At 68.2% G+C, this 23,687-nt stretch carries 20 protein-coding genes, 1 tRNA gene and 1 pseudogene; 8 read left to right on the top strand and 14 right to left on the bottom strand.

Going from position 1 to position 23,687, the window contains the following annotated elements; translation table 11 throughout:
* Nucleotides 1–29 precede the first annotated feature (29 nt).
* On the bottom strand, nt 30–1,244 hold the full coding sequence (locus tag OHA98_RS04710) for a serine hydrolase (RefSeq protein ID WP_266922832.1): 1,215 nt from the start codon (nt 1,242–1,244) through the stop codon (nt 30–32).
* A gap of 395 nt (nt 1,245–1,639) precedes the next feature.
* On the opposite strand from OHA98_RS04710, the gene OHA98_RS04705 reads away from it, so the two are divergent.
* Nucleotides 1,640–2,230, top strand: coding sequence for an RICIN domain-containing protein (locus OHA98_RS04705; protein ID WP_266922831.1), 591 nt, complete (start codon nt 1,640–1,642; stop codon nt 2,228–2,230).
* 69 nt (nt 2,231–2,299) lie between these two features.
* Here the strand turns inward: OHA98_RS04705 and OHA98_RS04700 are convergent, their stop codons facing one another.
* From OHA98_RS04700 to OHA98_RS04685, 4 genes and pseudogenes are all read right to left on the bottom strand, one after another.
* Complete coding sequence (locus OHA98_RS04700; protein ID WP_266922830.1) at nt 2,300–2,686, bottom strand: hypothetical protein; 387 nt, start codon at nt 2,684–2,686, stop codon at nt 2,300–2,302.
* A 146-nt stretch (nt 2,687–2,832) separates the two neighbouring features.
* Nucleotides 2,833–4,278 (bottom strand): hypothetical protein, encoded by a 1,446-nt coding sequence (locus OHA98_RS04695; protein WP_266922829.1) that lies wholly within the window; start codon nt 4,276–4,278, stop codon nt 2,833–2,835.
* Nucleotides 4,279–4,292: 14 nt separating this feature from the next.
* Nucleotides 4,293–4,766 (bottom strand): hypothetical protein, encoded by a 474-nt coding sequence (locus OHA98_RS04690; protein WP_266922828.1) that lies wholly within the window; start codon nt 4,764–4,766, stop codon nt 4,293–4,295.
* Between the two features lie 509 nt (nt 4,767–5,275).
* A pseudogene (locus tag OHA98_RS04685) lies at nt 5,276–5,461 on the bottom strand (IS5/IS1182 family transposase); the annotation flags it as partial.
* Between the two features lie 214 nt (nt 5,462–5,675).
* Here OHA98_RS04685 and OHA98_RS04680 point away from each other — a divergent pair.
* Complete coding sequence (locus tag OHA98_RS04680; protein ID WP_266922827.1) at nt 5,676–6,038, top strand: hypothetical protein; 363 nt, start codon at nt 5,676–5,678, stop codon at nt 6,036–6,038.
* A complete protein-coding gene (locus tag OHA98_RS04675; protein ID WP_266922826.1) occupies nt 6,025–7,557 on the top strand; it encodes a pentapeptide repeat-containing protein in 1,533 nt (510 codons plus the stop codon). Before OHA98_RS04680 ends, OHA98_RS04675 begins: the two co-directional genes overlap by 14 nt.
* A gap of 397 nt (nt 7,558–7,954) precedes the next feature.
* Here OHA98_RS04675 and OHA98_RS04670 read toward each other — a convergent pair whose 3' ends face one another.
* A complete protein-coding gene (locus OHA98_RS04670; protein WP_266922825.1) occupies nt 7,955–8,173 on the bottom strand; it encodes a hypothetical protein in 219 nt (72 codons plus the stop codon).
* A 200-nt stretch (nt 8,174–8,373) separates the two neighbouring features.
* On the opposite strand from OHA98_RS04670, the gene OHA98_RS04665 reads away from it, so the two are divergent.
* Together OHA98_RS04665 and OHA98_RS04660 are read left to right on the top strand one after the other, a co-directional pair.
* A complete protein-coding gene (locus OHA98_RS04665) occupies nt 8,374–9,228 on the top strand; it encodes a hypothetical protein (protein ID WP_266922824.1) in 855 nt (284 codons plus the stop codon).
* A 139-nt stretch (nt 9,229–9,367) separates the two neighbouring features.
* Nucleotides 9,368–10,489 (top strand): hypothetical protein, encoded by a 1,122-nt coding sequence (locus tag OHA98_RS04660; protein WP_266922823.1) that lies wholly within the window; start codon nt 9,368–9,370, stop codon nt 10,487–10,489.
* A gap of 624 nt (nt 10,490–11,113) precedes the next feature.
* Here OHA98_RS04660 and OHA98_RS04655 read toward each other — a convergent pair.
* The 7 genes from OHA98_RS04655 to galU all read right to left on the bottom strand — a co-directional run bounded on the left by OHA98_RS04655 (nt 11,114) and on the right by galU (nt 16,704).
* Nucleotides 11,114–11,187: transfer RNA gene (locus tag OHA98_RS04655), tRNA-Ala, on the bottom strand.
* A gap of 86 nt (nt 11,188–11,273) precedes the next feature.
* Entirely contained in the window at nt 11,274–12,470 is a 1,197-nt protein-coding gene (glpR, locus tag OHA98_RS04650; RefSeq protein WP_266922822.1) for a gephyrin-like molybdotransferase receptor GlpR, read from the bottom strand.
* A 162-nt stretch (nt 12,471–12,632) separates the two neighbouring features.
* The gene (locus OHA98_RS04645) at nt 12,633–13,247 is read right to left on the bottom strand and encodes a GNAT family N-acetyltransferase (protein ID WP_266927714.1); all 615 of its coding nucleotides are present in this window, start codon (nt 13,245–13,247) and stop codon (nt 12,633–12,635) included.
* A gap of 17 nt (nt 13,248–13,264) precedes the next feature.
* Nucleotides 13,265–13,864 (bottom strand): molybdenum cofactor biosynthesis protein B, encoded by a 600-nt coding sequence (locus tag OHA98_RS04640; RefSeq protein ID WP_266922821.1) that lies wholly within the window; start codon nt 13,862–13,864, stop codon nt 13,265–13,267.
* On the bottom strand, nt 13,861–14,361 hold the full coding sequence (gene moaC, locus OHA98_RS04635; RefSeq protein ID WP_266922820.1) for a cyclic pyranopterin monophosphate synthase MoaC: 501 nt from the start codon (nt 14,359–14,361) through the stop codon (nt 13,861–13,863). The genes OHA98_RS04640 and moaC overlap by 4 nt, the downstream gene beginning before the upstream one ends.
* Before the next feature lie 125 nt (nt 14,362–14,486).
* Complete coding sequence (gene glp, locus OHA98_RS04630) at nt 14,487–15,797, bottom strand: gephyrin-like molybdotransferase Glp (protein ID WP_266922819.1); 1,311 nt, start codon at nt 15,795–15,797, stop codon at nt 14,487–14,489.
* Nucleotides 15,798–15,801: 4 nt separating this feature from the next.
* Nucleotides 15,802–16,704, bottom strand: a complete 903-nt coding sequence (gene galU, locus OHA98_RS04625) for a UTP--glucose-1-phosphate uridylyltransferase GalU (RefSeq protein ID WP_266922818.1) — start codon at nt 16,702–16,704, stop codon at nt 15,802–15,804.
* A 94-nt stretch (nt 16,705–16,798) separates the two neighbouring features.
* Here galU and OHA98_RS04620 point away from each other — a divergent pair, with 94 nt between their 5' ends.
* Nucleotides 16,799–17,404 carry a 5-formyltetrahydrofolate cyclo-ligase gene (locus OHA98_RS04620; protein ID WP_266922817.1) on the top strand — a complete coding sequence of 202 codons (606 nt, stop codon included), beginning with the start codon at nt 16,799–16,801 and terminating at the stop codon, nt 17,402–17,404.
* A gap of 114 nt (nt 17,405–17,518) precedes the next feature.
* Here OHA98_RS04620 and OHA98_RS04615 read toward each other — a convergent pair whose 3' ends face one another.
* On the bottom strand, nt 17,519–20,263 hold the full coding sequence (locus tag OHA98_RS04615) for a penicillin acylase family protein (protein WP_266922816.1): 2,745 nt from the start codon (nt 20,261–20,263) through the stop codon (nt 17,519–17,521).
* A gap of 276 nt (nt 20,264–20,539) precedes the next feature.
* On the opposite strand from OHA98_RS04615, the gene OHA98_RS04610 reads away from it, so the two are divergent.
* A complete protein-coding gene (locus OHA98_RS04610; protein WP_266922815.1) occupies nt 20,540–21,997 on the top strand; it encodes a potassium/proton antiporter in 1,458 nt (485 codons plus the stop codon).
* Nucleotides 21,998–22,350: 353 nt separating this feature from the next.
* Nucleotides 22,351–23,631 carry an MFS transporter gene (locus tag OHA98_RS04605; RefSeq protein ID WP_266922814.1) on the top strand — a complete coding sequence of 427 codons (1,281 nt, stop codon included), beginning with the start codon at nt 22,351–22,353 and terminating at the stop codon, nt 23,629–23,631.
* Nucleotides 23,632–23,687 lie beyond the last annotated feature (56 nt).

Here is a 23,687-nt window from a genome sequence, read left to right as displayed (position 1 = left end):
ATGCCAGAACCGGCGGGACGTCCACGTGCCTACCGGCCTCGGCCGGTGCCGCAGAAGGCGGCTTCGAGGAACGCGCCGACCGCCTTGGCCTGCGCTTCCTTCTCGGCGTTGTCGCCGCGCGGAGTGTAGGACAGCGCGACCTGCCGGCCGGCCGTGCCCCAGAGGTGGGTGCTGTATCCGAGGACCGAGCCGGAGTGGCCGAGCACGGTGGTGCAGGACAGCGGGGTACGGGCCAGGCCCATCCCGTATGCGAGCTTGTCGGAGTCGGTGCCGAGCATCGTGGTCATCTCACGCTGCTGCGCGGGGGCCAGCAGCTTCCCGTGCAACAGGGCCTTGTCGAACCGGAGCAGGTCCGCGGTGGTGGAGATGATCCCGCCGCTGGAGCCCGCCCATGAGGCGTTGTGGCGGGTGACGTCGATGTCGGTCTTGACGGGGTTCGGCGTACCGGCGCCGTCGACGGTGGTCCAGTAACCGTGGGCGTGGCGGCCCGGGATGACCGCGGAGGCACCGGGCAGGCTGGTCTTCGTCATCCCGAGCGGGCGCAGGATGCGGTGGCGGATCTCGTGCGCGTAGGAGTTCCCGGTCGCCGCTTCGATGATCATGCCGAGGAGCGTGAAGTTGGTGTTGGAGTACCGGTACTTCGCGCCGGGCTCGAAGTGGGGCGGGTGGGCCATGGACTTGGACACCAGCTCACGTGCCGTGAAGGTGCGGTTCAGCCCGCCCGCCGCGATCCAGTCCCGGAAGCCCTGGGCGTCGGTGGGATGGGGAAATATCTCGGTGGTCTCGTTGATGACGTCGAACAGTCCCGAGCGCTGGTTGAGCAGTTGGCGCACGGTGATGTTCCCCCCGTTGGGCACCAGCCCCGGCAGATGACTCTCCACAGAGTCCTCCAGGCCGAGCCGTCCCTCACCGACGAGCTGCAACGTGGTGGTGGCGACGAACATCTTGGTGACACTGCCGATCCGGAACCGCCCGTCCCCCCGCACGGGCTCCCCACTCACGAGATCGGCCACCCCCGTACTCCCCCGCCAGGTCCCGCCCCCGTCGCGGACCTTGGCTATCGCGGACACCGCCCCGGCGTCGGTCAGTCCGCGCAGGGCTGCTTGCCGGTCATCCCCACCGGGCCGGGAGGACGGAGCGGCCGCCGCGGCCCCCTCCACACCGGGCTCCGCGGCGGAAGCCGTGGGCGCGGCCACCGCCAGGCAGAGTGTGGCGACGACGGCACAGGTCAAACGACGTGACACGGAAATTCCCCTCGGTCGGACGAACACGTGTTTTGCCGGTTCCACCCTTCCAACCCCTCCACCACGGGGCGTCCGCCCGGATGAGGACTTACGTGTAGGGCACCGGCAGTACCCGGGCCGAGGCGCGGGACACCTGAGAGGTATGTCGCCGTCGAACCGGACCTGCACCCCGTTGAGTCGCGCCCGCGCGAGCGGTGAAATAAAGTCGAACGCACAAGTTGCCCTGAGCGCAGGGCGTTTGACGAATCAACGAACTCTCGGGGATACGCGCTCGGAGCGGCACACCAACAGCGCCTTGCACGCCGTCGCCTGCCTCCTGCCTCCTGCCTCTTGGCTTCGGCCCGGTGCGGCACGCGTGGGGCGAACGCGAACGGCGACTGGTCAAGGACAGTTCCATGACCATGAAGACTCATTCAAGAACCGCATGGCGTGCCATGTCCTGCGCCGTGGCGCTGAGCGCCGCGTGCTGGGGCCTGGGCAGTTCAGCAGGCGCGGCACCTTCGGAGCCTGCCGGTGACGGGTACTACGAACTCCGCGTCGCGCACTCGGACATGTGCCTGGACGTCGCGGGCAAGGCCCTGCACCACGGCGCGAAGGTGGTCCAGGCCACCTGCACGCCCGGCAGCACCAACCAGGCGTGGAACATCAAGCCGCTGGGTGGGGACCGTTTCCTCATCAGGGCCATGCACTCGGGCCTGTGCCTCGATGTCGCGCATGCCAGCAGCGCTCATGCCGCACGGGTCGTCCAGGCCGACTGCCACGGCGGGGACAACCAGGCCTGGGGATTCTTCGGCGGGCCGCAGTACGAGCGCAGGGCGGACGGTCAGGAGATGCCGAGGGTCTACGCGAACTACAAGCTCGTGGCCAAGCACTCCGGGCACTGCCTCGATGTCGCGCACTACAGCGTGCGACACGGTACGGACGTCGTCCAGGCCCACTGCTCGGCCCCCGGATACAACCAGCTGTGGCGCCTGGTGCCGCGATAGATCCGGCCGACGGGCGGGCAGCCGGACGCAGTACCGCACAGCTCTGCCGGATACCTCACCCGGCGGTGCTCAGTCGACGCCGCTGAGATAGACCCGGCTGGTGCGGTCGTCGACCGGCGCCACCGCGACCTTCAGCCAGTTGAGGTTGTCCTCGCACGGCGCGCATACCTGGCCTTCGCGGACGCCGGCCAGCAGATCGGGCTCCGGCAGCCCGAGGTGCGAGAACGGCGTCGTCGAGTTCGTGTTACGGGGGAGTGGCTGTTCCCGCAGGCTGAGCGGTTGCTCCGGCTTCAGCTGCGTGAGAAAGCCGTCCACCGCGCCGGTGGGCAGAACGAAGGACAAAAGCAGGCCGTCGTCCTGGAAGCCCTTCTGGTACGCGGCTTTGGCCTCGGTCGCTGTCGAGGGCATCTGCACCTGCAAGGTCTTGGCGACCGAGTCCACGGTGACCCCGTCCATCCAGTACGGCACCTGCCGTCCCGGTGAGCGGCTCACGTTCCGACCACCCTGTTCGGCCGTCGACGCCGTGCATCCGACCAGCAGACCAGCGAGCAATCCCACGCCGGCGACAAGCAGCGGGCGCCCGGTCCGTACTCGCGTCAGGCTCACCGGGCGTCCCCGTTCCGGCCGATGTCCTTACGCGTGCCGTCCCGCCCCGGCTCCTTCGGGTCGGGCCAGGCGCCGCCGGAACTCATGTCGTGCTGCTGCACCGAACTGCTGCCCCTCATCTCGAATTCCCTGGCCTGTCCCGTCATGTGCATGCGGGCCATGTCGGCGTCGGTCACCGTGGTCGGACCGATGGGCGTGGCCTTCCCGGGGTCCCAGTTGTACCGGTCCCACACATTGACCTGATAGTCGATGCTGACCTGCGGCTTGCCATCCGGGCCGGGCACCGCCGTCACTACGCCCGTGGTGTTGGTCATGGCGCTTCCCACGGCCAGGTACCAGTTCGCTGTCCCGTCCGACCCCTTGTCGTGGGTGTAACCCTGACCCGCGGTCTCTACAGGGATCGCGATGGGTTTGCCGCCCGACTGCGCGAAGGCCTCCAGCGCCTGGCGGCGCCACGCGTCCTCCTGTTTGGCACGCGTCGCCGCCGACACGTCCTGCAGGACCGTGTCGTTCTCGTCACTCAGCATCCGGTCGACATCGAGGTCGAGCGTCCTGCCGGTCCCGTTCAGGTAGTGGTCCATATGCCGGGCCGCATCCGTCTTGCCGACGAAGTCACCGCTGTTCGAGATTCCGTTGGCCTGGAACTCCTCCCAGTAGTCCCCGAAGCCCGGTGAATCGACATCGTACGGTCCGGCCCCGTCGTCGGCGGCAACCCGCTTGACCGAAGGGGACAACAGGCCGGACGCCAACAACTCGTCCTTGTGCTGCGTCCACAGCTGCGCCCGGGACTCGGGGCTCAGAGACTGCCACAGCCGCCGCAGTTCCTTGCGCTGCTTGTCGTCGGCGCCCTCTCCCAGGCCGGCGAGTTTCATGGCGCGGGGCAGCATGTCCTGATCGAGTGACGTGTACGACGCGTGGCCGGCGTTGGTCGGATCACTGCCGTGGCTCGCGCGCAGCGCCCGTACCGCAGCTGCGTCCACCTCGGTGGCGTGGCTCACGATCCCGGTCAGTGTGTCGGCGTACCACTGCATCATGTCGCGTTTCCGCTGACCGGGCCCATCCACCTCGCAGATGACGGCGTCCGCGATCACTACGGTTCCGTCCTTGCGTCCGGTGACGCTGAAGCCCTTCTCCTCGGCCTCGGCGGTCACGCTTCTGGCCTTCTGCTGGATGCTCTTCAGCTCGCTGTGCGCATCATCGAGGACACTGAAGATGCTCTGCGCCTCCGTGTGGAGGTCCCCGAACTCCTTCACCGTCCTGTCGACGAAGGCCCGGGTCACACTCTCGTTGGCACCCGCCCAACGTGCCTTGTCAGCCTTCGCCTTCATACCGTCGCGGGCCTCACCGCCGAGCCGCCGCATCTCCCCGGCCACGCGCTTCCAGTCGGCTACCACCGTCCCCAGTTTGCCGAGGTCGACTTCCATGAGCTCTGTGTAGTTCATGACGTGCTCGTCCTCTACGTGAAGTACTCGGCGAGACGGGAAGCGGGCACGGCCGAGCCGTCCCTGTTCCGGAGGGACGCGGCGATCGCGGCGTCGTCCTCGGCGTGTGCCTTCTTCGAGTAGTCCAGGTGGTTCGAAATGTGCGCACAAGCCTGGAGAACGCTCTTGACCTGAGAGGTCCATACCGACACCGTCGTCTGCAGCTCGTCACCGAGGGCGAAGTCGCTGCCCTTCAAGGCCGCTGCTGCCTGCATCGTGGAGCCGGCCCCCTCCTTGTCGGCGCCGGCGCCGGCGATGTCGGCCTCCTTGTGCAACTGGCTGTGCAGCATGAAGGCCTCGTGGCCGACACCACCGAGGTCGTCCTGGTTCACGACGAGGTCGGCCTGTCCGCCGCCCCCTGAGCCGCCCGGCACTTGGTTGATTCGCATCGAGGCTTGCCGGCCGGCGGCCACCGCCGCCTTCGAGTTCTCCCACTCGTCCCACGCCATCACGCCAATTCCACCATGTGCCTGTGACAACTTGGTCGGCTGGCAGCGGAGTGCAGTCGGCTTCCGGCCAACGCTGCGACGTGTCGGCGTGGCGATCCCCAGATCTCCGGTGGCACCCGCGAACACGCCGCCGGCGGATGCGCCGACAGGACAGCCACTGCCTCAGCCAGTCCTGGGAGCGCGGCTACAAGCCGATCCGCTGCCTCTGATCGGTCCGCGTCACAGCCGCACATCACGATCACCGGCCCCGGGCAACCGGAGCCTGTTCTGCATGTCTCGGCGACGGATAGGCGCGTGTCCCTGACCGTCAGACCCGATACGCCGCCATCCACCACCCCTAACAGGCATCGAACGACCTCCGAAACGACGAGATGGACAAGCTCATCGAGGGCCGGTTTCGCGAGCACGAGCTCGCCGACAGGCACTGCCGGGAGCCACACCGCAGCCTCGGTGAACGCGCCACGGCCATTCTTCTTCCCCGAGTAGTACGGCCGGTCTGCGGCGATGCGGAAACCTGCTGCGAGGCGGGCGTAGGTGTCGCCGCAGCGCAGGTGGGCCAGGACGAGCATTGCCTGTCGGCCCCAGGTCAGGCGACGCCACCGGGAGCCGATCCGACGGCGGTGACCTGCGAGGAGACCGGAGAGGTGTTGCAGGGTGCGGCTGGACAGATCGATACCGGACGGGTGAACAAGCACGCGAAAGCTCCTGGTGGACTGGTGATCTTGGTTGTGAACCCGTCTACCAGGAGCTTTCTTCATGCCCGCACACCGGGGTCACCGCTCCAACCACCCGTCAGGTCGGAAACGGCTCAGTGACTACGCAGCAGTTCAGGACGATCGAGTCTGGCCTCGCAACCGACTGGCTGTCACACTACTTTTGACAGCTCTCAGAAGTCGCGGAGGTTCATGGATGGCGCGATTTGAAATCGGAATCAGTGATTCCGATAACGACACCGAGGAGTTACGCGAGCTGTACAGGCTCTTTCGTGATGACGACAGACTCTCCGCCGAGAGCATGCAACTGGAGTCACATGCCCCCGTTCCTGGGCGCCTGGGGCTTGCAGAGACAGTGATCATGTCACTCTCTGGCGCAGGTAGCGTCGCAGCTTTTAGCCGGTGCTTGTTGGCGTGGATTAACACCCGAAAGCCAGGCAGGCTGGAAATTACCCTATTCGAGGAAAAGCACACTCTTGTAACTGATGGGAAAATTTCTGAAAAAACGATGGAGAAACTTATAGAGATTATATCCAGTGGTTCACATGAGCCTTCCTGACCCGACCAGGTCGAGGGCGGTTCTGGTTGGGACCGCCAACTATATCGAGGGATCCGAGTACGCGAGCAACCCTTCGGTGAAGAGAAGCCTCGACGCTTTCGCAGAAAATCTCAGAAGCCTGACTGGACTGAGCGACGCACACATCTGCGTGGTAGATGATCCTGTTGACTCCCTGGAAGTTGGAAGAATACTCAAAACTGCGGGGAGTGAAGCCACAGGAGGCATGCTCCTATTCTATTTTGTCGGTCATGGCGTAAGCCTGAGAGACAACTCCCTAGCACTCACTGTCAAGAATTCCATCATGAGAGAGAAGGAGGCATCACCCAACATTAGGTATGATTTCATCAAAAATTTGATGATTGACTCTGCCGCCGCAAGCAAGGTTGTAATTCTCGACTGCTGCTACAGCGGAATTGCGCATGGGAGAATCACACTGGGGGAGCCTTTAGTGAACCCAGAGTCAGTAATAATTCCAGAGATAGAAGGAAGTTATGTATTAACTGCAACCGACACAAAAAGCCCGCTTGCGTTAGCGGAGGGAAGGGAGGGATACACCTCCTTCACGGGAGATCTAATTGACATTATGCGCAAGGGCTCCTCGGCTGATCACGAGTATCTCACGATGGACGTCATCTTTAATGAACTAAGAATCAGGGCGCGCAAGGAACGCTCCTTGGATGACACGTATCCCGTACCGCGGGCCAGCGGAGGCGGCCTCGGGAACCGTGTTTCTCTCGCACGCAATCCAAAGTACTCTAAATCCACAACCCTATCGTGGCCAAATGGCCTGCAGACCCGTTTCGAAAATGCAGCGAATATCATATGCGACTCGCAGAACAGCGCCCCGCGCAGGATTATTGCCGCTAAGCAAATCGTTGCAGTTGCGGACGAATGCTCAGGATTTGCCGATTTCGGCGCCAATCGTCGTGACCCTAGGGTTCAATTATGCATCGACGCCTTGGTTATATCTCTGCGTTCTCCGTATCCAGTCGACTTCGTTGCTCAGCCGTACAAATCATCGGCTGTCTACGATGTTCAGGTGATTCATCCTGAATGCTTGTACAGGCAAGAAGTCGTAAAAATTATAGCTGAGAGGCGTCTACTCCCAGAGGGCAGCGCAGGGTCTTGGAGCATATACCAACCAAGCCTGCGCAAAGCAATACTATACAACTGCGACCTTTCTGACCTTGACCTCCAACGCATCAACCTTCGCGATGCAAAACTTTTCGGAGCAGATCTCTCAGGGGCAAACCTTTCAGGCTCTGAACTGAGGGATGCGAAATTGGGATGGGCATATCTCTCTTCAGCCATTCTAATTAAAGCCAGCCTCATTGCTGCCGACTTGTCAAATTCTTGGCTAAGTGAAGCAAACTTGAGTAACGCAAATCTCGAATGTGCGAACATAACAGGAATAAAGGTTGATGGAGCTGTAAAGGCTGGCATGACATTCAAGGCATGGGGAGAAGAGGAAATTTTCGTCGGAAGCTTTGGGCCGTATATCCATGATTGGCAAGAATGAACCTTTTCCGACCTGACGGATAGCTGGGTCGACAGCCCCGCCCCGCTGGTAGGCATGATGAAAGCTCCTGGTAGACGGGTTTCGCGACGGAATTGGCCCCCGCGCGGGCCGTACGCGCCGTGGGCGCTTCTACTCGACCGCGGCCGGCCGCCGGCGAGTGTCGAGAGTCTGTGGGCGGTGGACCTTGATGATGGAACGGTGCGGTTGGACAACACTCCGTGGTTCGCACGCGGGGTTGCCAGACGACATCATCCGGGTGGAGGTCGACGATGGGGCACGGTGAGGCCAAGGGATGGTGGCACGGGGAGGAAGGGTGTGTCACTGCCGCCTGGAAGCCCATCGCCAGAGGATGAAAGCCCCGCAGCGGTTAGACGTGCCCTGATGCACCCCCGCGTTCTCACCGACGGTTGGCGTCAGCCCATTCGTCTCTGTTCCACATGACGGGCATGGCTCCGACCGGTTCGAACCGGATGTCCGGGTCGTTGCTGTGGAGCAGGCTGAAGAAGCGGCGCTGAAGTACCGCCGCGTGGCGGGCCTGGTCGGCGACGATGTCCAGAACGGTCTGGGCCGCTCGCGGGCAAGCGGCGGTGAAGCGGTCGTAAGATGGTGCGCGCATGGTCGGCGGACGCGCCCGCGCACGCTCCCCCAGGGAGCTGACCGGCGATCCGAAAGCCTGGCCCGAACAGCCGAGCGCCGACGTGGCCGCCGAAGCGGTCCGGTGCGAACGGATGTTGTCGTCTGTTGGAGGGGTGCGAGCGTAAGGCGATCGCGGGCGGTCGGTTGGGGGCATCTGCGGTCACCTTCTGCGATCTTGCTATGCCCGCCCTGTACGTTGAAGTTGATCAGCTGTGGAATGCCCGCGTGTCCAGCCGGCATGTATGGACCGTGGTTCTTGATCCCGCTACGTCCGTGAAGATCACTCGCTATCGGCCCTGGAACGCTCCCCCTGTCTGGGGCGAGGTCGGTCCGCTGGTGCGGTCGATCGTTGCCGCAGCTGTGACGGCCGCTCCCCATGACGTGGAGCGGTTGCTGCATGTGGTCGGCAGGCTGGCGTTGTGGGCCGAGGCGGCGGGGCTCGAACGGTCCGCGGACGCATGGTTGCGCAATGAGGTGATCGACGCGTTCGTGCTCTCGCGGGTGGGGGAGATCGAGGGGTCGTCGGCACGGACGTACCGGACATGGCTGCTGCGCGTACGTGACGCCCTCGCCTGGAGTGAGCGCGGGGAAGCGCCCCCGGCACGGATGCACGCGGACGCAAGCCCGCATCAGCCGTACTGCGCGGCTGAGTTGGCGGGGCTGCGGCACTGGGCCACTCATCTGCCCCGTCAGCAGCGGACCGATGCGCTCGCGTTGCTGGGGCTGGGTGCCGGTCTGGGGCTGATGCCGAAGGAGGTCGCGGCCAGCCGAGGGCTCGATCTGTGTCGTCCGAGCCGGGGCGGACCGCTGCTGCACCGGGGCGTCGAGCGGCTGATCCCGCTGGTGGCCGGGGCAGCCTGGGACACGGTTCTGGGGGGGCTGGCAGAAACGGCGGGCGGCGGCTGCCTGTTCCGGCCGAGGCGGACTGTCGAGTACGCGAAGAACCTGATCGGCTCCTGGTCCCTGATCCACCGGCCTCCGCAGGCTGCCCGGTGTCGGTCGGCCGGCTGCGGGCGACGTGGATCGTCGAGCTGATGCGCGCGCATATCGATCACCAGCTGATCGCCCAGGCGGCCGGGCTGTCTTCCGCCGCGTCTCTGGCCCGCTGGCAGCGCCTGGTCCCACCCGTGGATGAGCTGACTGCAGCCAGGCTCTTGCGAGGCCCGGAGGCGAGGTGACCAAACCCCGGGCGTGGCGAAGCCCGGAGAAGATCAAGCAGTGCCGGCCACGACCGGTCACCGACGCACCGATGGAGATCCCGGACTCCAAGGTCGGACAACTCGATGCGCTCCTGCACGAGTCCGGAGTCCTCCATCTGATCGACACCGAGCTGGGAATTCGCCCCGGCCCGAAAGGACTCCCCGTGCGGACCGTCCTGGTGGGCTTGTTGCTTGCGCTGCACTATCACCAGAGCACCGGCCTCGCGGTTGTCTCCCGGGTGCTCCTCGATGAGCTGCGGGCCCCCGCGCGCTCCTGGCTCGGTGTTCCGGAGGGCAGTCGTGTTGATGGCCACGCCAGGATCGCGTTCTCCCGTCGTATCTGCCGTTCCTGCGACCGGCGCAGCCGCCTGCCGGCCGAAGAGGCCAGAGCTGTCGCTGCCGCTTGGCGCCGACGATATCGTGCTGGTCACCCGCAGGCCGGTGAGCGCGTCAGCCGCCACCCGCAGCTGGCGCTCGGCCTTGTCCTGGACACCCCGGGCAAGCGCGTCGGCCCGACCGCGGTCCGCTCCCTGACCCAGCTTGCCCCGTTCGGCTTCCCGACCGGGCTGCTGGCCGCCGACCGCGCCTGCACCGACCAGATCACCGAGCACTTCGCCCAGCCGGTCCGCACCCTGGGCTACCAAATGGTTCTCGGCTACAAGCAGCAACACCGAGGCATCCAGGGCACCCACCAAGGCGCCCCTCTCGTCGACGGATCCCTCGCCTGCCCCGCCATGCCGCACGCACTGGCCCACGCGACCACGGGGCTCGACGACAAGGCCGTACGCGACCTCGCTGACGGCACCGAGCTCAGCGAGCGGATCGCGGGCCGGGAACCGTACTACCTCAAGCTCAAGGAGTCCGCCGACGAGCGGGGCGCGATCAGGCTCCAGTGCCCGGCCAGCGGACCCTCGCCCGCCGTGGTGCGTCCCCGCTTCAACCAGGTCCACCGCGTCCCAGCACCACGGCCGGCCGCGGTCGACCTCACGGATAAGCGGGCTACCGCCGCACACAGTGCGGCCAAGCCCACCGTCCCGATCCCTCAGGGTGAACGGTTGCGGCCCCTGCCCCAGGACGAGCTGCCGCGGATCTGCTAGAAGCCCACGATCACCGTCCGCCCCGGCGCCCTCGGCAAGCTCGACAAGTTCCGCCAGGACCGGCACTACCTCCACCCCACCTGGCAGGACGCCTACCGGCCCGAGCGAGCGGACATCGAGGGCCTCAACGGCAGGGCCAAGAGCCACGGCATCGACATCTCCGACCCCACGAAGCGACTCGCTCACGGAGGGGTCGCGCAGACCATCCTGCTCGCGCTGATGATCTGCAGCATCAACTTGCACATCCTCTTCAGCTGGGACCGGACCACCCGAACACAAACGACCGGCACCTCCCACGGAGTCACCGCGTTCGCTGGATCGGCATCCACGCCCCCCGCCGCGGCCGGGCTGCCGCCGCCCACAGGGCCGGAGATCCGCGAGACCATCCGAGATCCCAGCACCACAGTCCGGGATCACGCCCGCCCGCGTACAGCCTAAAAACGCCTCACGCACCCGAACCACCCCGAAACATCAGGCCGACGCCCGTCAGGCAACCGCCTCCGGCACCGATCGCGTTCGGATCACTCCTCGAACAACCCCCGGAAACGCCGAGATCCCGCCCAGCCTTTCGGCTGAACGGGATCTCGTGACGATTCGTGAGAGCTACTCAAGAACTGTCGGTTGTGGACCTGTGGGGATTTGAACCCCAGACCCCCTCGATGCGAACGAGGTGCGCTACCAGACTGCGCCACAGGCCCTTGCGACGAGTGAAACTTTAGCACCCCCACAGGGGTGCTTGGAAATCCGTTCCCCGCTGGTCAGCCGAGCCGGAGTCCCGAGCGCCTCATTCGTTGGCCGCTCGGGGTCGGTCCTCGTCGTCGTACTGGTCGAAGAGGGGGGTCCTGCCCCGGTCGCGGGTGCGACGGGGCTGGTTCGTGCGCTGGCGTGGCGCCGGGTCCACGGCGGGCACCGTCGGGTGCGAGGTGCCGGTCTGGGTGGGCTCGGCCGTGCTGGAACGGGCCGCGCTCCAGGTCTCCGGGTCGCCGACCTCCACCCCGCCCGTGGCGCGCGGGGCCACCGGGGCGGTGACATAGGTGGGCAGCGGGACCGGGACGGGCTCCCAGCTGTCGCCCTGGACCGGGCCGCGTTCGCGCTGCTGGTCCACCCACTCCGCGTGGTCCGTCTGCTCGACGAGGGCGCGGCGGCCGGCCTCCTGCGGGGAGACCACGGGTGCGGGTTCCGGCTGGGGGTGGTGCGCTTCGGGCTCCTCGTCGGGCTCGGCGGGAGCCGGTGCCGCGGGCTGGTGCCGGCGCGGGCGGCTCTCGCGCAGGCGCTGCGCCGCCACCTCCGCCCGGCGGCGGTCCATGGTGAAGGCGAACCGGCGTCGCTCCTGGGCGCGCAGATGCACGATGTACGTGCTGAGCAGCACGGCGGGCACGGCGGGCGCCCACAGGAAGCTGAGCCCGCCGACCGCCGCGACGACCGCGCCGAGCGTGAAGGCCAGGAACAGGACGACGGTGGTCCGTCTGCGCCGGGCCAGGACCTGCGAGCGCTGGGCCCGCCGCACCCGCTCGGCGTCCGCGCCGCTCGTGCGCGCGCGCTGCTGGGGCGGGCGCGCCGGTTCGGACCGGTCCGCCGCCTGGTGACCGGACGCCGGGCGGTCGTGCGCCTGCCGCTCGGACGCCTGGCGGTCCGCTACCGGACGGCCGGGCGAGCGGTCGGGGGCGTGCGCCGGGTCGTGCATCCGGGCTTCGGTATGCGCCGGAGGCGCGGAAAAGGCCCGGACGTCAACGGTTTCCATTCGGTCCGTTTCCGCGTCCGGGTCGACGTCGGGCCCCGCCTCCTCGGCGGTGCGGTCCCGCAGCTCCTTGGCGTACCGGCGCTCCATGGCCGCCCGTCCGGACAGCAGCCGGATGGCGGTGCTGAAGCGTTCCGTAGGACGGGCTTCATTGAGCTCGTCCTGCCTGCGGAGCCACATCGGCACCAAGTAGGCGGCCCAGGCCCCGACGATGACTGCGTAGATGAGGCCGCTGCTGCTCACGCTCACACCGTAGAGGGGTTTGCACGGAGGGATCCGCCAATTGGGCCGGTGTGTCGCACGATCAGGCTGGTATCAGGGACTTTTTTTGTGATTGTTCAGATCAACCGATGATGTTTGCGGAGACATCGACAATCACGCCTCGGTCAATTTCGAACACTTATTTCATTCCCCTGCGCTGCGCGGGGCCCGCGGCCGCGCCTGGCGCCAGCGCCGGAGCATCCCGTCAGGCACTTCCTCGGCGGTCAGCGCGAAGATCAGATGGTCCCGCCATGCCCCGTCGATGTGGAGGTAGCGCGGACGCACCCCTTCCGAACGGAAACCGAGTTTCTCCACGACCCTTCGGCTGGGCCTGTTCTCGGGGCGGATGCACACCTCGACCCGGTGCAGGCCGACCGTGCGGAAGCAGTGGTCGACGGCGAGGGCGACGGCCGTCGGCATCACACCGCGGCCCGCCACGCTCTGGTCGACCCAGTAGCCGACGTGCCCGGAGCACATCGAGCCCCAGGTGATCCCCGCCACCGTGAGCTGACCCACGAGCCGGCCCTCGTACTCGATGGCGAACGGCAGCATCCGGCCCGCGTTCGCCTCCGCGCGCAGATGCCGGACCATCTGCCGGTAGGTGGGGCGCTGTGCCACCGGGCCGCCCGGGGCGGGCGGCGGGACGGTCGCCTCCCAGGGGCGCAGCCACTCACGGTTGCGCCGGTTGACCTCGCGCCATTCGCGCTGATCGCGCAGTCTGATCGGGCGGAGGACGACCTCGCCGTCGGCCAGGACCACCGGCCAGTTCGACACGTTCAGCTCGGGCTCCCCGGTCGGGGGTGATCGCCGCCGCGCAGCTGGTCGACGGCGTGCACCAGCAGCCGGCTCAGCACCGTGAGGCCGTCGCGCACCCCGCCGGTGGAGCCCGGCAGGTTGACGATCAGGGTGCCGCCCGCGACACCCGCGAGGCCGCGGGAGAGGGCCGCGGTGGGGACCTTCTCGCGGCCCTCGGCACGGACCGCCTCGGGGATGCCGGGGATCTCGTGGTCGAGGACGCGGCGGGTGGCCTCGGGGGTCCGGTCGGTGGGCGAGATGCCCGTACCGCCGGTGGTGATGATCACGTCGTACCCGGCCGTCGCCCCGGCACGCAGGGCTTCCTCGACCGGGTCGCCGTCGGGAACCACGCGCGGCCCGTCCACGGCGAAGCCCAGGGCGGTGAGCGCCTCGGCGACGATCGGTCCGCCCCGGTCCTCGTAGACACCGGCCGCGGCCCGGTTGGACGCGGTCACGACAAGGGCGGTGTACGGGGTCGCCGGCGCGGAACCGGAGGTGTCGCCCGCCGAATGCGCTCCGGGCGCCGACGCGGCCCCGGGCGTCGGCGCGGCTTCGCGCGACGGGGTGCCGGGCGCCGTCATGCGCCCGCCTCCTCCGGCGCGGTGCGCCGGTAGTCGCCGGACTTGCCGCCCGACTTCGCCTCGACCTGTACGTCGGTGATCACCGCGCTCCTGTCCACCGCCTTGACCATGTCGATCACGGTGAGCGCGGCGACCGAGACGGCGGTCAGCGCTTCCATCTCCACACCCGTGCGGTCCGTGGTCCGCACGGTGGCCGTGATCTCCACCGCGTCATCGGCGACTCCCAGGTCGACCCGCACGCCGGAGACCGCGAGCGGATGGCAGAGCGGGATCAGGTCCGGGGTGCGCTTGGCCCCCATGATTCCGGCGATCCTGGCCGTCGCGAGGGCGTCGCCCTTGGGGACTCCCTCACCGCGGAGCAGTTCGATGACACGCGGCGAGACGAGGACCCGGCCGCTGGCGCGGGCGACGCGCGTGGTGACGTCCTTGTCCGAAACATCGACCATGCGGGCCGCGCCCGCCTCGTCGAGGTGCGTCAGCCTGTTCTGCGTACTCAACTAACTCCGCCTAGCGGTAGGGCGCCGGTTGCCCGCGCGGCCCGCACCGGGGTGCGGGCCCGGGGCCCGGGGGGTGTCCCCCGGGAAGGCACAGCGGCAGACACCGTACCGCCACCGGACCGCGGTCAGCGGAGCAGGATCACCTCGGTCTCCGTGCCGGGCTCGGCGGAGGTGACGTCCTCGGGCAGCACGATCAGCGCGTCGGCCTGGGCGAGGGCCGCGATCAGATGCGATCCGGAACCCCCGACGGGCGTGACCGTGCCCTCCTCCGCGTCGTACGTCCCACGCAGGAACTGGCGCCGGCCGGACGGCGAGGAGAGCGCCTTGTCGATCTTCAGCGTGGCCGTGGAGGTGGGCCGGTGGACATCCGTCAGGCCCATCAGCGCACGGATCGCGGGCCGTACGAACAGTTCGAAGGAGACATAGCTGGAGACCGGGTTGCCCGGCAGAGCGAGCAGCGGGGTGTGGTCCGGGCCGATGGAACCGAAGCCCTGGGGCTTGCCCGGCTGCATGGCGAGCTTCCGGAAGTCGATACCGCTGCCCGGCTCGTCCTCGTCGCCCACGGAGGACAGGGCCTCCTTGACCACGTCGTAGGCGCCGACGCTGACGCCGCCCGTGGTGACCACGATGTCGGCGCGGATCAGCTGGTCCTCGATCGTGGCCCGCAGGGTCTCCGCGTCGTCGGCCACCGCTCCGACCCGATAGGCGATGGCTCCGGCGTCCCGGGCGGCCGCGGTCAGCGCGAAACTGTTGGAGTCGTAGATCTGGCCGCCCGTCAGCGTCTCGCCCGGCTGCACCAGTTCGCTGCCGGTGGACAGGACGACGACCCGCGGGCGGGGCCGTACGACGACGGTCGAGCAGCCGATCGCGGCGAGCAGCCCGATCTGCGCCGGGCCGACGATCGCCCCGGCGCGCAGGGCCAGATCGCCCGGCCGGACGTCGCTGCCCCGGTCCCGGACATGGGCGCGGGCCTCGACCGGCCGGTACACGCGGACCTCGCCGGCCGCCCCCTCGGGAGCGTCGCTGTGCGCCCGCATGGCGGTGGCCGGGCCCTCGCCCGAGCCTCCGTCGGTCCACTCGACCGGGACGACCGCGTCGGCACCCTCGGGCAGTGGGGCACCGGTCATGATCCGGGCGGCCTCCCCCGGCCCCACGACCTGGCCGTCGGCGAGTCCGGCGCTGCCCGCCGCGACATCGCCGATGACCGTGAGAACGGCGGGGAACTCCTCGCTCGCGCCCTCGGTATCGGCCACCCGGACCGCGTAGCCGTCCATCGAGCTGTTGTCGAAGGGCGGCAGGGCGATCTCCACGACGACGTCCTTGACGAGGACGCAGCCCTGGGCGTCGGGCAGCTGCAACTCGATGGGTTCGAGGGGCCTCACTGCGCCGAGGATGTCGTCCAGGTGCTCGTCCACCGACCAGATCGTGCTGCTCAAGGTGTTACATCTCCTCGGTGACGTATCTGCGGAGCCAGGCCCGGAAGTCCGGGCCCAGATCTTCACGTTCGCACGCGAGTCTGACAATGGCACGCAGATAGTCGCCGCGGTCGCCGGTGTCATAGCGGCGGCCCTTGAAGACGACCCCGTGCACCGGGCCGCCGATCTTCTCGTCGGCGGCGAGCAGTTGGAGGGCGTCGGTGAGCTGGATCTCGCCGCCGCGGCCCGGCTGGGTGTGCCGCAGTATGTCGAAGATCGCGGGGTCCAGGACATAACGGCCGATGATCGCCAGATTGCTGGGTGCCTCGGCCGGATCCGGCTTCTCCACGAGATCGGTGATGCGGACGATGTCGCCCTCGACGGTGGCGTCCGCGGCCGCGCAGCCGTACTGGTGGATCTGCGACGGCTCGACCTCCATCAGCGCGATGACGCTGCCGCCCTCACGTTCCTGGATCTCCACCATCCGCGCCAGCAGCGGGTCGCGCGGGTCGATCAGGTCGTCACCGAGCAGCACCGCGAAGGGCTGGTCGCCGACGTGCGGCGCCGCGCACAGGACCGCGTGTCCCAGACCACGCGGGTCGCCCTGCCGCACATAGTGCATGGTGGCCAGGTCGCTGGACTCCTGGACCCTGGAGAGCCGCGCGGCGTCCCCCTTGCGGGTCAGCGCGGACTCCAGCTCGTAATTGCGGTCGAAATGGTCCTCCAGAGGGCGCTTGTTGCGGCCGGTGATCATCAGTACGTCGGACAGGCCCGCAGCCACGGCCTCCTCGACGACATACTGGATCGCGGGCTTGTCGACGACCGGCAGCATCTCCTTGGGAGTGGCCTTGGTGGCCGGCAGGAAACGCGTACCGAGACCGGCTGCCGGAATGACGGCCTTGCTGATCCTGGGGGACGGCTCATTCATGCGCAGAACCATAACGGGTGCGCATGGGCAGAAGATGATCCTCCGGTTAACTTTGGCCTTAAATAAGCCCATACGAGAACTGCGTGAGTAACCGTTGAATACCGACAAGTCAGGAAAGGCGCCCCTCCGGCGCGAACACCTCGCCGCTCGACGGCTCCTGAGCACGGAGGACGCCGGTCGCACCGCCCGGCTCCTCTCCGCCGCCGCGTTGCGCCTCCCCGAACTGGCCGAGGCCCGCACGGTCGCCGCCTATGTGTCCGTGGGGCGCGAGCCGGGAACGCGGGTGCTGCTGGACGCGCTGCGCGCGCGGGGCGTACGGGTGCTGCTGCCGGTGCTCCTGCCGGACAACGATCTGGACTGGGCGCCGTACGAGGGCGCGGACCGTCTCGCACCGGCCGGACGCGGGCTGCTGGAGCCCACCGGGATGCGCCTCGGCCCCGCCACGGTGCTCGACGCCGATACGGTCCTGCTGCCCGGCCTCGCGGTGGACGCGCGCGGCATGCGGCTGGGCCGGGGCGGCGGGAGTTACGACCGGGTGCTGGCCAGACTGTCGGCGGCCGGCGCGCATCCGGCGCTGGTCGTGCTGCTGTACGACGACGAGGTGGTCGCGCGGGTCCCTCAGGAACCGCACGACCACCCCGTGGATGCCGTGGTGACGCCGGCCGGAGTACAGCGCTTCACCCCGCCGCCGAACCGGTGAGTTCGGTGGGGCGGTGAGCCCCGTGGGACGCTGAGCCCCGTGGGACGCTGAGCCCCGTGGCCGGTCCGGCGTTCGTGCGGGCCGGTCAGCCTCTCGCTGAACCGGCCCGCACCGTCATGGCTTGAGCGTCAGCGTGTCGACCGTGGTCCGGCCGACCGCGTTCGTCCCGAAGGACCAGTCGAGCAGTTCGCCGTCGACCCACTTGTCGGTCTGGTCGGTGTAGTGCGCGCTGAACGCGTGGCCGGAGGCGCCGGTGAGGTTGATCCAGCGGGACTTGTCCCAGTCCCCCACGTTGACGACCATCCGCATCGACGGCACCCAGATGACCTCGTAGCCGCCCGCCGCGTTCCAGCCGGTGGCGTTGACCGCGGCCTCGCCGCCGCCGAGGTTCCAGGGGCCCCGGTTGAGGGCCCGCTGGAGAAGACCGGGTCCCTCGGTACCGAGGGTCTGGTTCCTCAGGGTCAGCTGGTGCAGCCGTCCCCAGCTCCAGGTGCTGATGTCCTTGCCGAGCTTGGCCGTCAGCTCCCAGCGGGCGTCCTCCATGGCCGCGGCGAACAGGTCGTCGCGGCTTTCGAGCGCCTCGTCACGGCCCCGGGCGGGCACCTTCCACCACTCGTTGTCCGGGTCGTCCACGATGTTCCGGACCACCTGGTACCAGCGGTCGCCACCGTCCGGCTGCGCCGAGTCCGGGTCGCGCTGGCCGCATTCCCGTACGAGCTTGTGCCGCTCGTCCACCGGGCCGGTGCTGTCGGCCGGACGGACGTTGAGGCAGTCGCCCTCGGCCCGCAGTTCCTTGGGCAGCTTGTTGCCGAAGGCCAGCTTGAGGATGTTGCGCCAGACCCCGTTGAAGTACGCGGCGGCGGCCGAGTCGGGCTCCTGGGTGTAGTCCCAGCCCTCCAGCAGCTTCTGTGCCTCGCGCACGCTCTTGTCGGAGATGTTGATCTTCAGCAGCTTGGGCACCAGCAGCGCGGCGATCTCGCTGTTGTTGTCCATCTGCATCTTCTGCATGTCGTCGGTCGAGATCTTCTCGCCGCCCTTGATCTTCGACGCGATGAGGTCGTTGATCCGCTGGCTGCGGGTGCCGTAGCCCCAGTCCTTGGTGAGCAGGTGGGGGTACTTCTCCTCGTCGATGACGGCCTGGTTGGCGGTGACGATGTAGCCGCGCTTCGGGTTGTACTCGTAGGGCAGCTCGGCGAACGGGATCGGATCCTTCTTCCAGCCGTACTCCGAGGTCCAGCCGGGGGTCGGCAGCGTGCCGTCGCCCTGGACACGGACCGGGATCCGGCCGGGCGCCTGGTAGCCGATGTTGCCCTTGGTGTCCGCGTAGATGAGGTTCTGCGAGGGAACCTCGAAGTGTTCGGCCGCCGCCCGGAAGGACGTGAAGTCCTTGGCGCGGTTGAGCTCGAAGACGGCGTCCATGGACTTGCCGGGCTCCAGCGCGGTCCACTTCAGCGCGACCGCGTAACCACCGGCGCGGTCGGGGGCGGCGTTGGTGACGGGGGCCTTCTGGCCCACCTTCTCCAGTTCGCCGCTGCGGTCGGAGACGAGCGGCCCGTTGTTGGTCTCCCGCACCGTGATGTGCCGGCTCTTGCCTCCCGCGACCTTGATGGTCTCCTCGCGGGTGGTGAACGGCTTCACCTTGCCGTCGTACTGGTAGCCCTCGCCGGACACCTTCTCCAGGAAGAGGTCGGTGACGTCCGCGCCGAGGTTGGTGAAGCCCCAGGCGATGTCCTGGTTGTGGCCGATGATCACACCGGGCATCCCGGAGAACGTGTAGCCCGCGGTGTCGTACTGGCAGGACTTCGAGATCTCCCGGCAGTGCAGCCCCATCTGGTACCAGAGCGAGGGCAGCATCGGCGCCAGGTGCGGGTCATTGGCCAGCAGCGGCTTGTCGGTGGTCGTGTACTTCCCGGAGACGACCCAGGAGTTCGATCCGATGCCGTTGCCGTTCGGGCCGAGCAGCGCGGGGATCTCGTCCAGGGTGTCGGAGAGCGCGGAGAGCTGGGTGTTCAGGCCCTTCGCGGCGTCCGCCGGGGTGCCCTCGCCGACGCCGTCCGAGGGCTGGGCCTCCGGGTCGAACTTGCCGGTGACCGAGGAGACCGCTCCCTCGCCGACGATCGGCTCGTGCTTCTTGTACGGGTAGGCCGGGTAGAGGTCCTTGATCTGGTCCCCGTCGAGCCTGCTGGTCAGCAGCGAACGGTCGATCTCGTCCTGCATGTTGCCGCGCAGGTCCCAGGCCATCGCCTTGAGCCAGGCCACCGAGTCGACCGGGGTCCACTCCGTGGGCTTGTAGTCGTTGGTCAGGCCCAGCGCCGCGTACTCGACGGAGATGTCCCTGCCGTCCTTGCCCTTCAGGTACGCGTTGACACCCTCCGCGTACGCCTGGAGGTTCTTCTTGGTGTCCTCGTCCAGGACGGTGTCGTACTCCTTCTGCGCGACCTGGCGCCAGCCGAGCGTGCGCAGGAAGGCATCGGTCTCCACCTGTCCCGAACCGAACATCTCGGAGAGCCGGCCGGACGTCATATGACGGCGGACGTCCATCTCCCAGAAGCGGTCCTGCGCCTGGACGAAGCCCTGGGCGCGGAACAGGTCGGCGTCGGAGTCCGCGTAGATCTGCGGGATTCCGTATTCGTCGCGTTTGACATCGACATCGGCGGCGAGGCCGTCGAGTCTGATCGATCCGGTCGTCTGCGGGTACGAGGCCCGCACGGTGGACACGGACCAGTAGGCGCCGTACCCGACACCCGCGACAAGCGCCAGCACCAGGACGATCACGAGCAGGCGGGCGCGTCGCCCCTTCTTCCTGCCGGGCTTCTTCGTGTCGGAAGAGCCGGAAGAGGCGGTTGTGTTGGCGGGCATCGCTGTCCTTCGAGGGGCAGGGTGGTCCTGGGAGTGCAGGAGCAACCATAGGCGCAGCGCCGAAGCCACTCGGACGCGGTATCGGGATGCCTCCACATGCGTTGTGTTCGTACGAACACTCGAACGCGTCAAGAAAGCGTTAAAGATTAGGTAAGGTAACGAAGTACTGGCCACCGGAGGCCGATCCGGCAGGCGTACGCAGGGAAGGAACGGACCCTGACTGTCCACGCGCTCAATGAACTCCTGCTCGTCTGCTCACTGGTCCTGCTCGTCGCCGTGGCGGCGGTACGCATCTCCTCGCGCAGCGGGCTTCCCAGCCTGCTCCTGTACCTCGGCATCGGGATCGCCATGGGGCAGGACGGCATCTTCGACGTCAAGTTCGACAACGCCGAGCTGACCCAGGTGATCGGCTATGCCGCCCTGGTCGTCATCCTGGCCGAGGGCGGACTCGGTACGAAGTGGAAGGAAGTCAAACCCGCGCTGCCGGCTGCCGCGATGCTGTCGACCGTCGGCGTGGGCATCAGCGTGGGCGTCACCGCGAGCGCGGCGCACTATCTCGTCGGGCTGGACTGGCGCCAGGCGCTCATCATCGGAGCGGTCGTCTCGTCCACCGACGCCGCGGCCGTCTTCTCCGTCCTGCGCAAGGTGCCGCTGCCCTCCCGGATCACGGGCGTGCTGGAGGCCGAGTCCGGCTTCAACGACGCCCCTGTGGTCATCCTGGTGGTGGCGTTCTCCGCGGTCGGCCCCGTGGAGCACTGGTACATCCTGGTCGGCGAGATAGCGCTGGAGCTGGCGATCGGCGCGGCCATCGGCCTCGCCGTGGGCTGGCTCGGCTCCTTCGGCCTGCGGCACGTGGCCCTGCCCGCGTCCGGTCTCTACCCGATCGCCGTGATGGCCATCGCGGTGTCGGCGTACGCGGCCGGCGCCATGGCGCACGGCAGCGGATTCCTGGCCGTCTACCTGGCCGCGATGGTGCTCGGCAACTCCAAGCTGCCGCACTGGCCGGCCACCCGCGGCTTCGCCGACGGGCTCGGCTGGCTGGCCCAGATCGGCATGTTCGTGCTGCTCGGGCTGCTGGTCACGCCGCACGACCTGGTCGACGACTTCTGGCCCGCGGTGGTGGTGGGGCTGGTGCTGACCGTGGTGGCCCGCCCGCTGTCGGTCTTCCTGAGCCTCGCGCCGTTCCGGCTGCCGCACCGCGAGAAGGCCCTGATGTCCTGGGCGGGCCTGCGCGGAGCCGTGCCCATCATCCTGGCGACCATTCCGATGGTGTCCGGGATCGAGGGCAGCACCAGGGTCTTCAACATCGTCTTCGTCCTCGTCATCGTCTACACACTGATCCAGGGGCCGACCCTGCCCTGGCTCGCGAAGGCCCTGAAGATCGCCGACGATCCGTCGGAGGCCGCCGACCTGGGCATCGAGTCGGCGCCGCTGGAGCGGCTGCGCGGGCATCTGCTGTCGGTCGCGATCCCGGCCAGGTCGAAGATGCACGGCGTGGAGGTCGGCGAGCTCCGGCTGCCCGCCGGCGCCGCCGTCACGCTGGTCGTACGGGACGGGAAGAGCTTCGTCCCGGCACCGGCCACGGTGCTGCGGCGCGGCGACGAACTGCTGGTCGTGGCGACCGATCCGGTGCGCGACGCGACGGAGGCCCGGCTGCGGGCGGTCGGCGAGGGCGGCAAGCTGGCCGGATGGCTGGGGACGGGCCGCGGGCCCGCCACGAAAGCGCGCCACTGATCACGGGTGACCACCGATCACGGGTGACCGCTGATCACCAGCGGTCATCTGTCACCGGCGGTCAGCGGTCATCGGCGGCCATCCGTCACCGGTGGTCATGGTGACCCTGCGCGCAATCGCAGGGGAGCGGGGACTCCTGCCTGTAGCATGAAGGCAATCTGATCGACCAACTCTGCCTGATGCAGAGCTGGCGCGACCCGTATGGCGGTCGTGGCGCCCTCGCCCCTCGCAGTGAGCGCCCGGCATCTACCGCAGTTCCGCGCGAATGAGGACAGCTCTCGGCGCAGCCTCCGCACGGGCCCCACAAGGGCTCCGAGGTGGCGCGGCCACCAGGCGGCAGAAAGGCAAGGACCGTGGCGTCCACGGTCTCCGACCGCCCCGGATACGGGCAACTGCTGCGCACCCCCGGTGCGTGGACCTTCCTCCTCCCGGGCTTCGCCGCACGGCAGCCCTTCGCGATGCTGACCATCGGCATCGTGCTCCTCGTCCAGCACACCACCGGCTCGTACGGCAGCGCGGGCGCCGTCGCCGCCGTCTCCGGCGTGTCCATGGCGCTGTTCGCCCCGCAGAGCGGCAAGCTCGCCGACCGTTTCGGGCAGCGCGCGGTGCTGCTGCCCGGCGTTCTGGTGCACGCCGTCTCCGTGGGCGCGCTCACGGCGCTCGCGCTGGCGGATGCGCCCCTGTGGGCGCTGTTCCTGGCCGCTGTGCCCACCGGTGCCTCGATCCCGCAGATCGGGCCGATGGTGCGGGCCCGCTGGGCGGCCAAGCTGGGGGCCGCCCCCGGCCGGCCGGCCTCGCCGCTGATGGCCACCGCCGCCGCCTTCGAGTCCGTCACGGACGAGTTCACCTTCGTCCTCGGACCGGTCCTCGCCACCGCGCTGTGCACCGGCGTGCATCCGGCGGCCGGGCTGATCACGGAGGCCGCTCTGACCCTCGTCGGCGGACTGTTCTTCGCCGCCCAGCGCTCCACGCAGCCCGCGCCCCGGAGCGCCGCCACCGCCGCCGAACCGCACGCCTCGGCGCTCTCCGTGCCGGGCGTCCGGGTGCTCGCGATCACCTTCCTGGGCATCGGCGCCGTATTCGGCGGCATGCAGGTCTCCCTGACCGCGTTCGCCGAGGAGATCGGCCGCCCCGGAGTGAACGGCATGCTGTACGGGATCTTCGCGGCCGGCAACATGCTGGCCGGCATCGCCTGCGGCGCCATCGTCTGGAAGATCAGCCCGCGCCGCCGGCTGATCATCGGCTATCTGGCACTGACCCTGACCGCGTCCGGACTGTGGGCCGTGCACTCGGTGCCGCTGCTGGCCGGACTCGGACTGCTGGTCGGCCTCTCCATCGCTCCCGCGCTGATCAGCGGCTACACCCTGGTCGACGCCCTGGTCCCGGCGTCCGCCCGGACGGAGGCGTTCACCTGGCTGACGGGCGCGGTGGCGCTCGGTCAGGCGGCAGCGGTGACCGTGGCCGGACAGCTCGCGGACGCCCGCGGGGCGAGCACCGGTTTCCTGGTGCCGCTCGTGGGGACCGTACTGGCGCTGGTGACGCTGCTGGCCCTGCGTTCACGGCTGACTCCGAAGGCCGCGGGACGCACTGTGGCACGTGGGATCGGTCACCGCGAGCCGGTCACGGTGGACTGATCGAGCGGAATACGTCAGTATGGAGCGTCGTTAGCACTCATTGAGTGAGAGTGCCA

Origin of the sequence: Streptomyces sp. NBC_00654, from assembly GCF_026341775.1 — a bacterium.
Lineage (GTDB): Bacteria > Actinomycetota > Actinomycetes > Streptomycetales > Streptomycetaceae > Streptomyces.
This window is presented reverse-complemented; position numbering and strand designations above follow the sequence as displayed.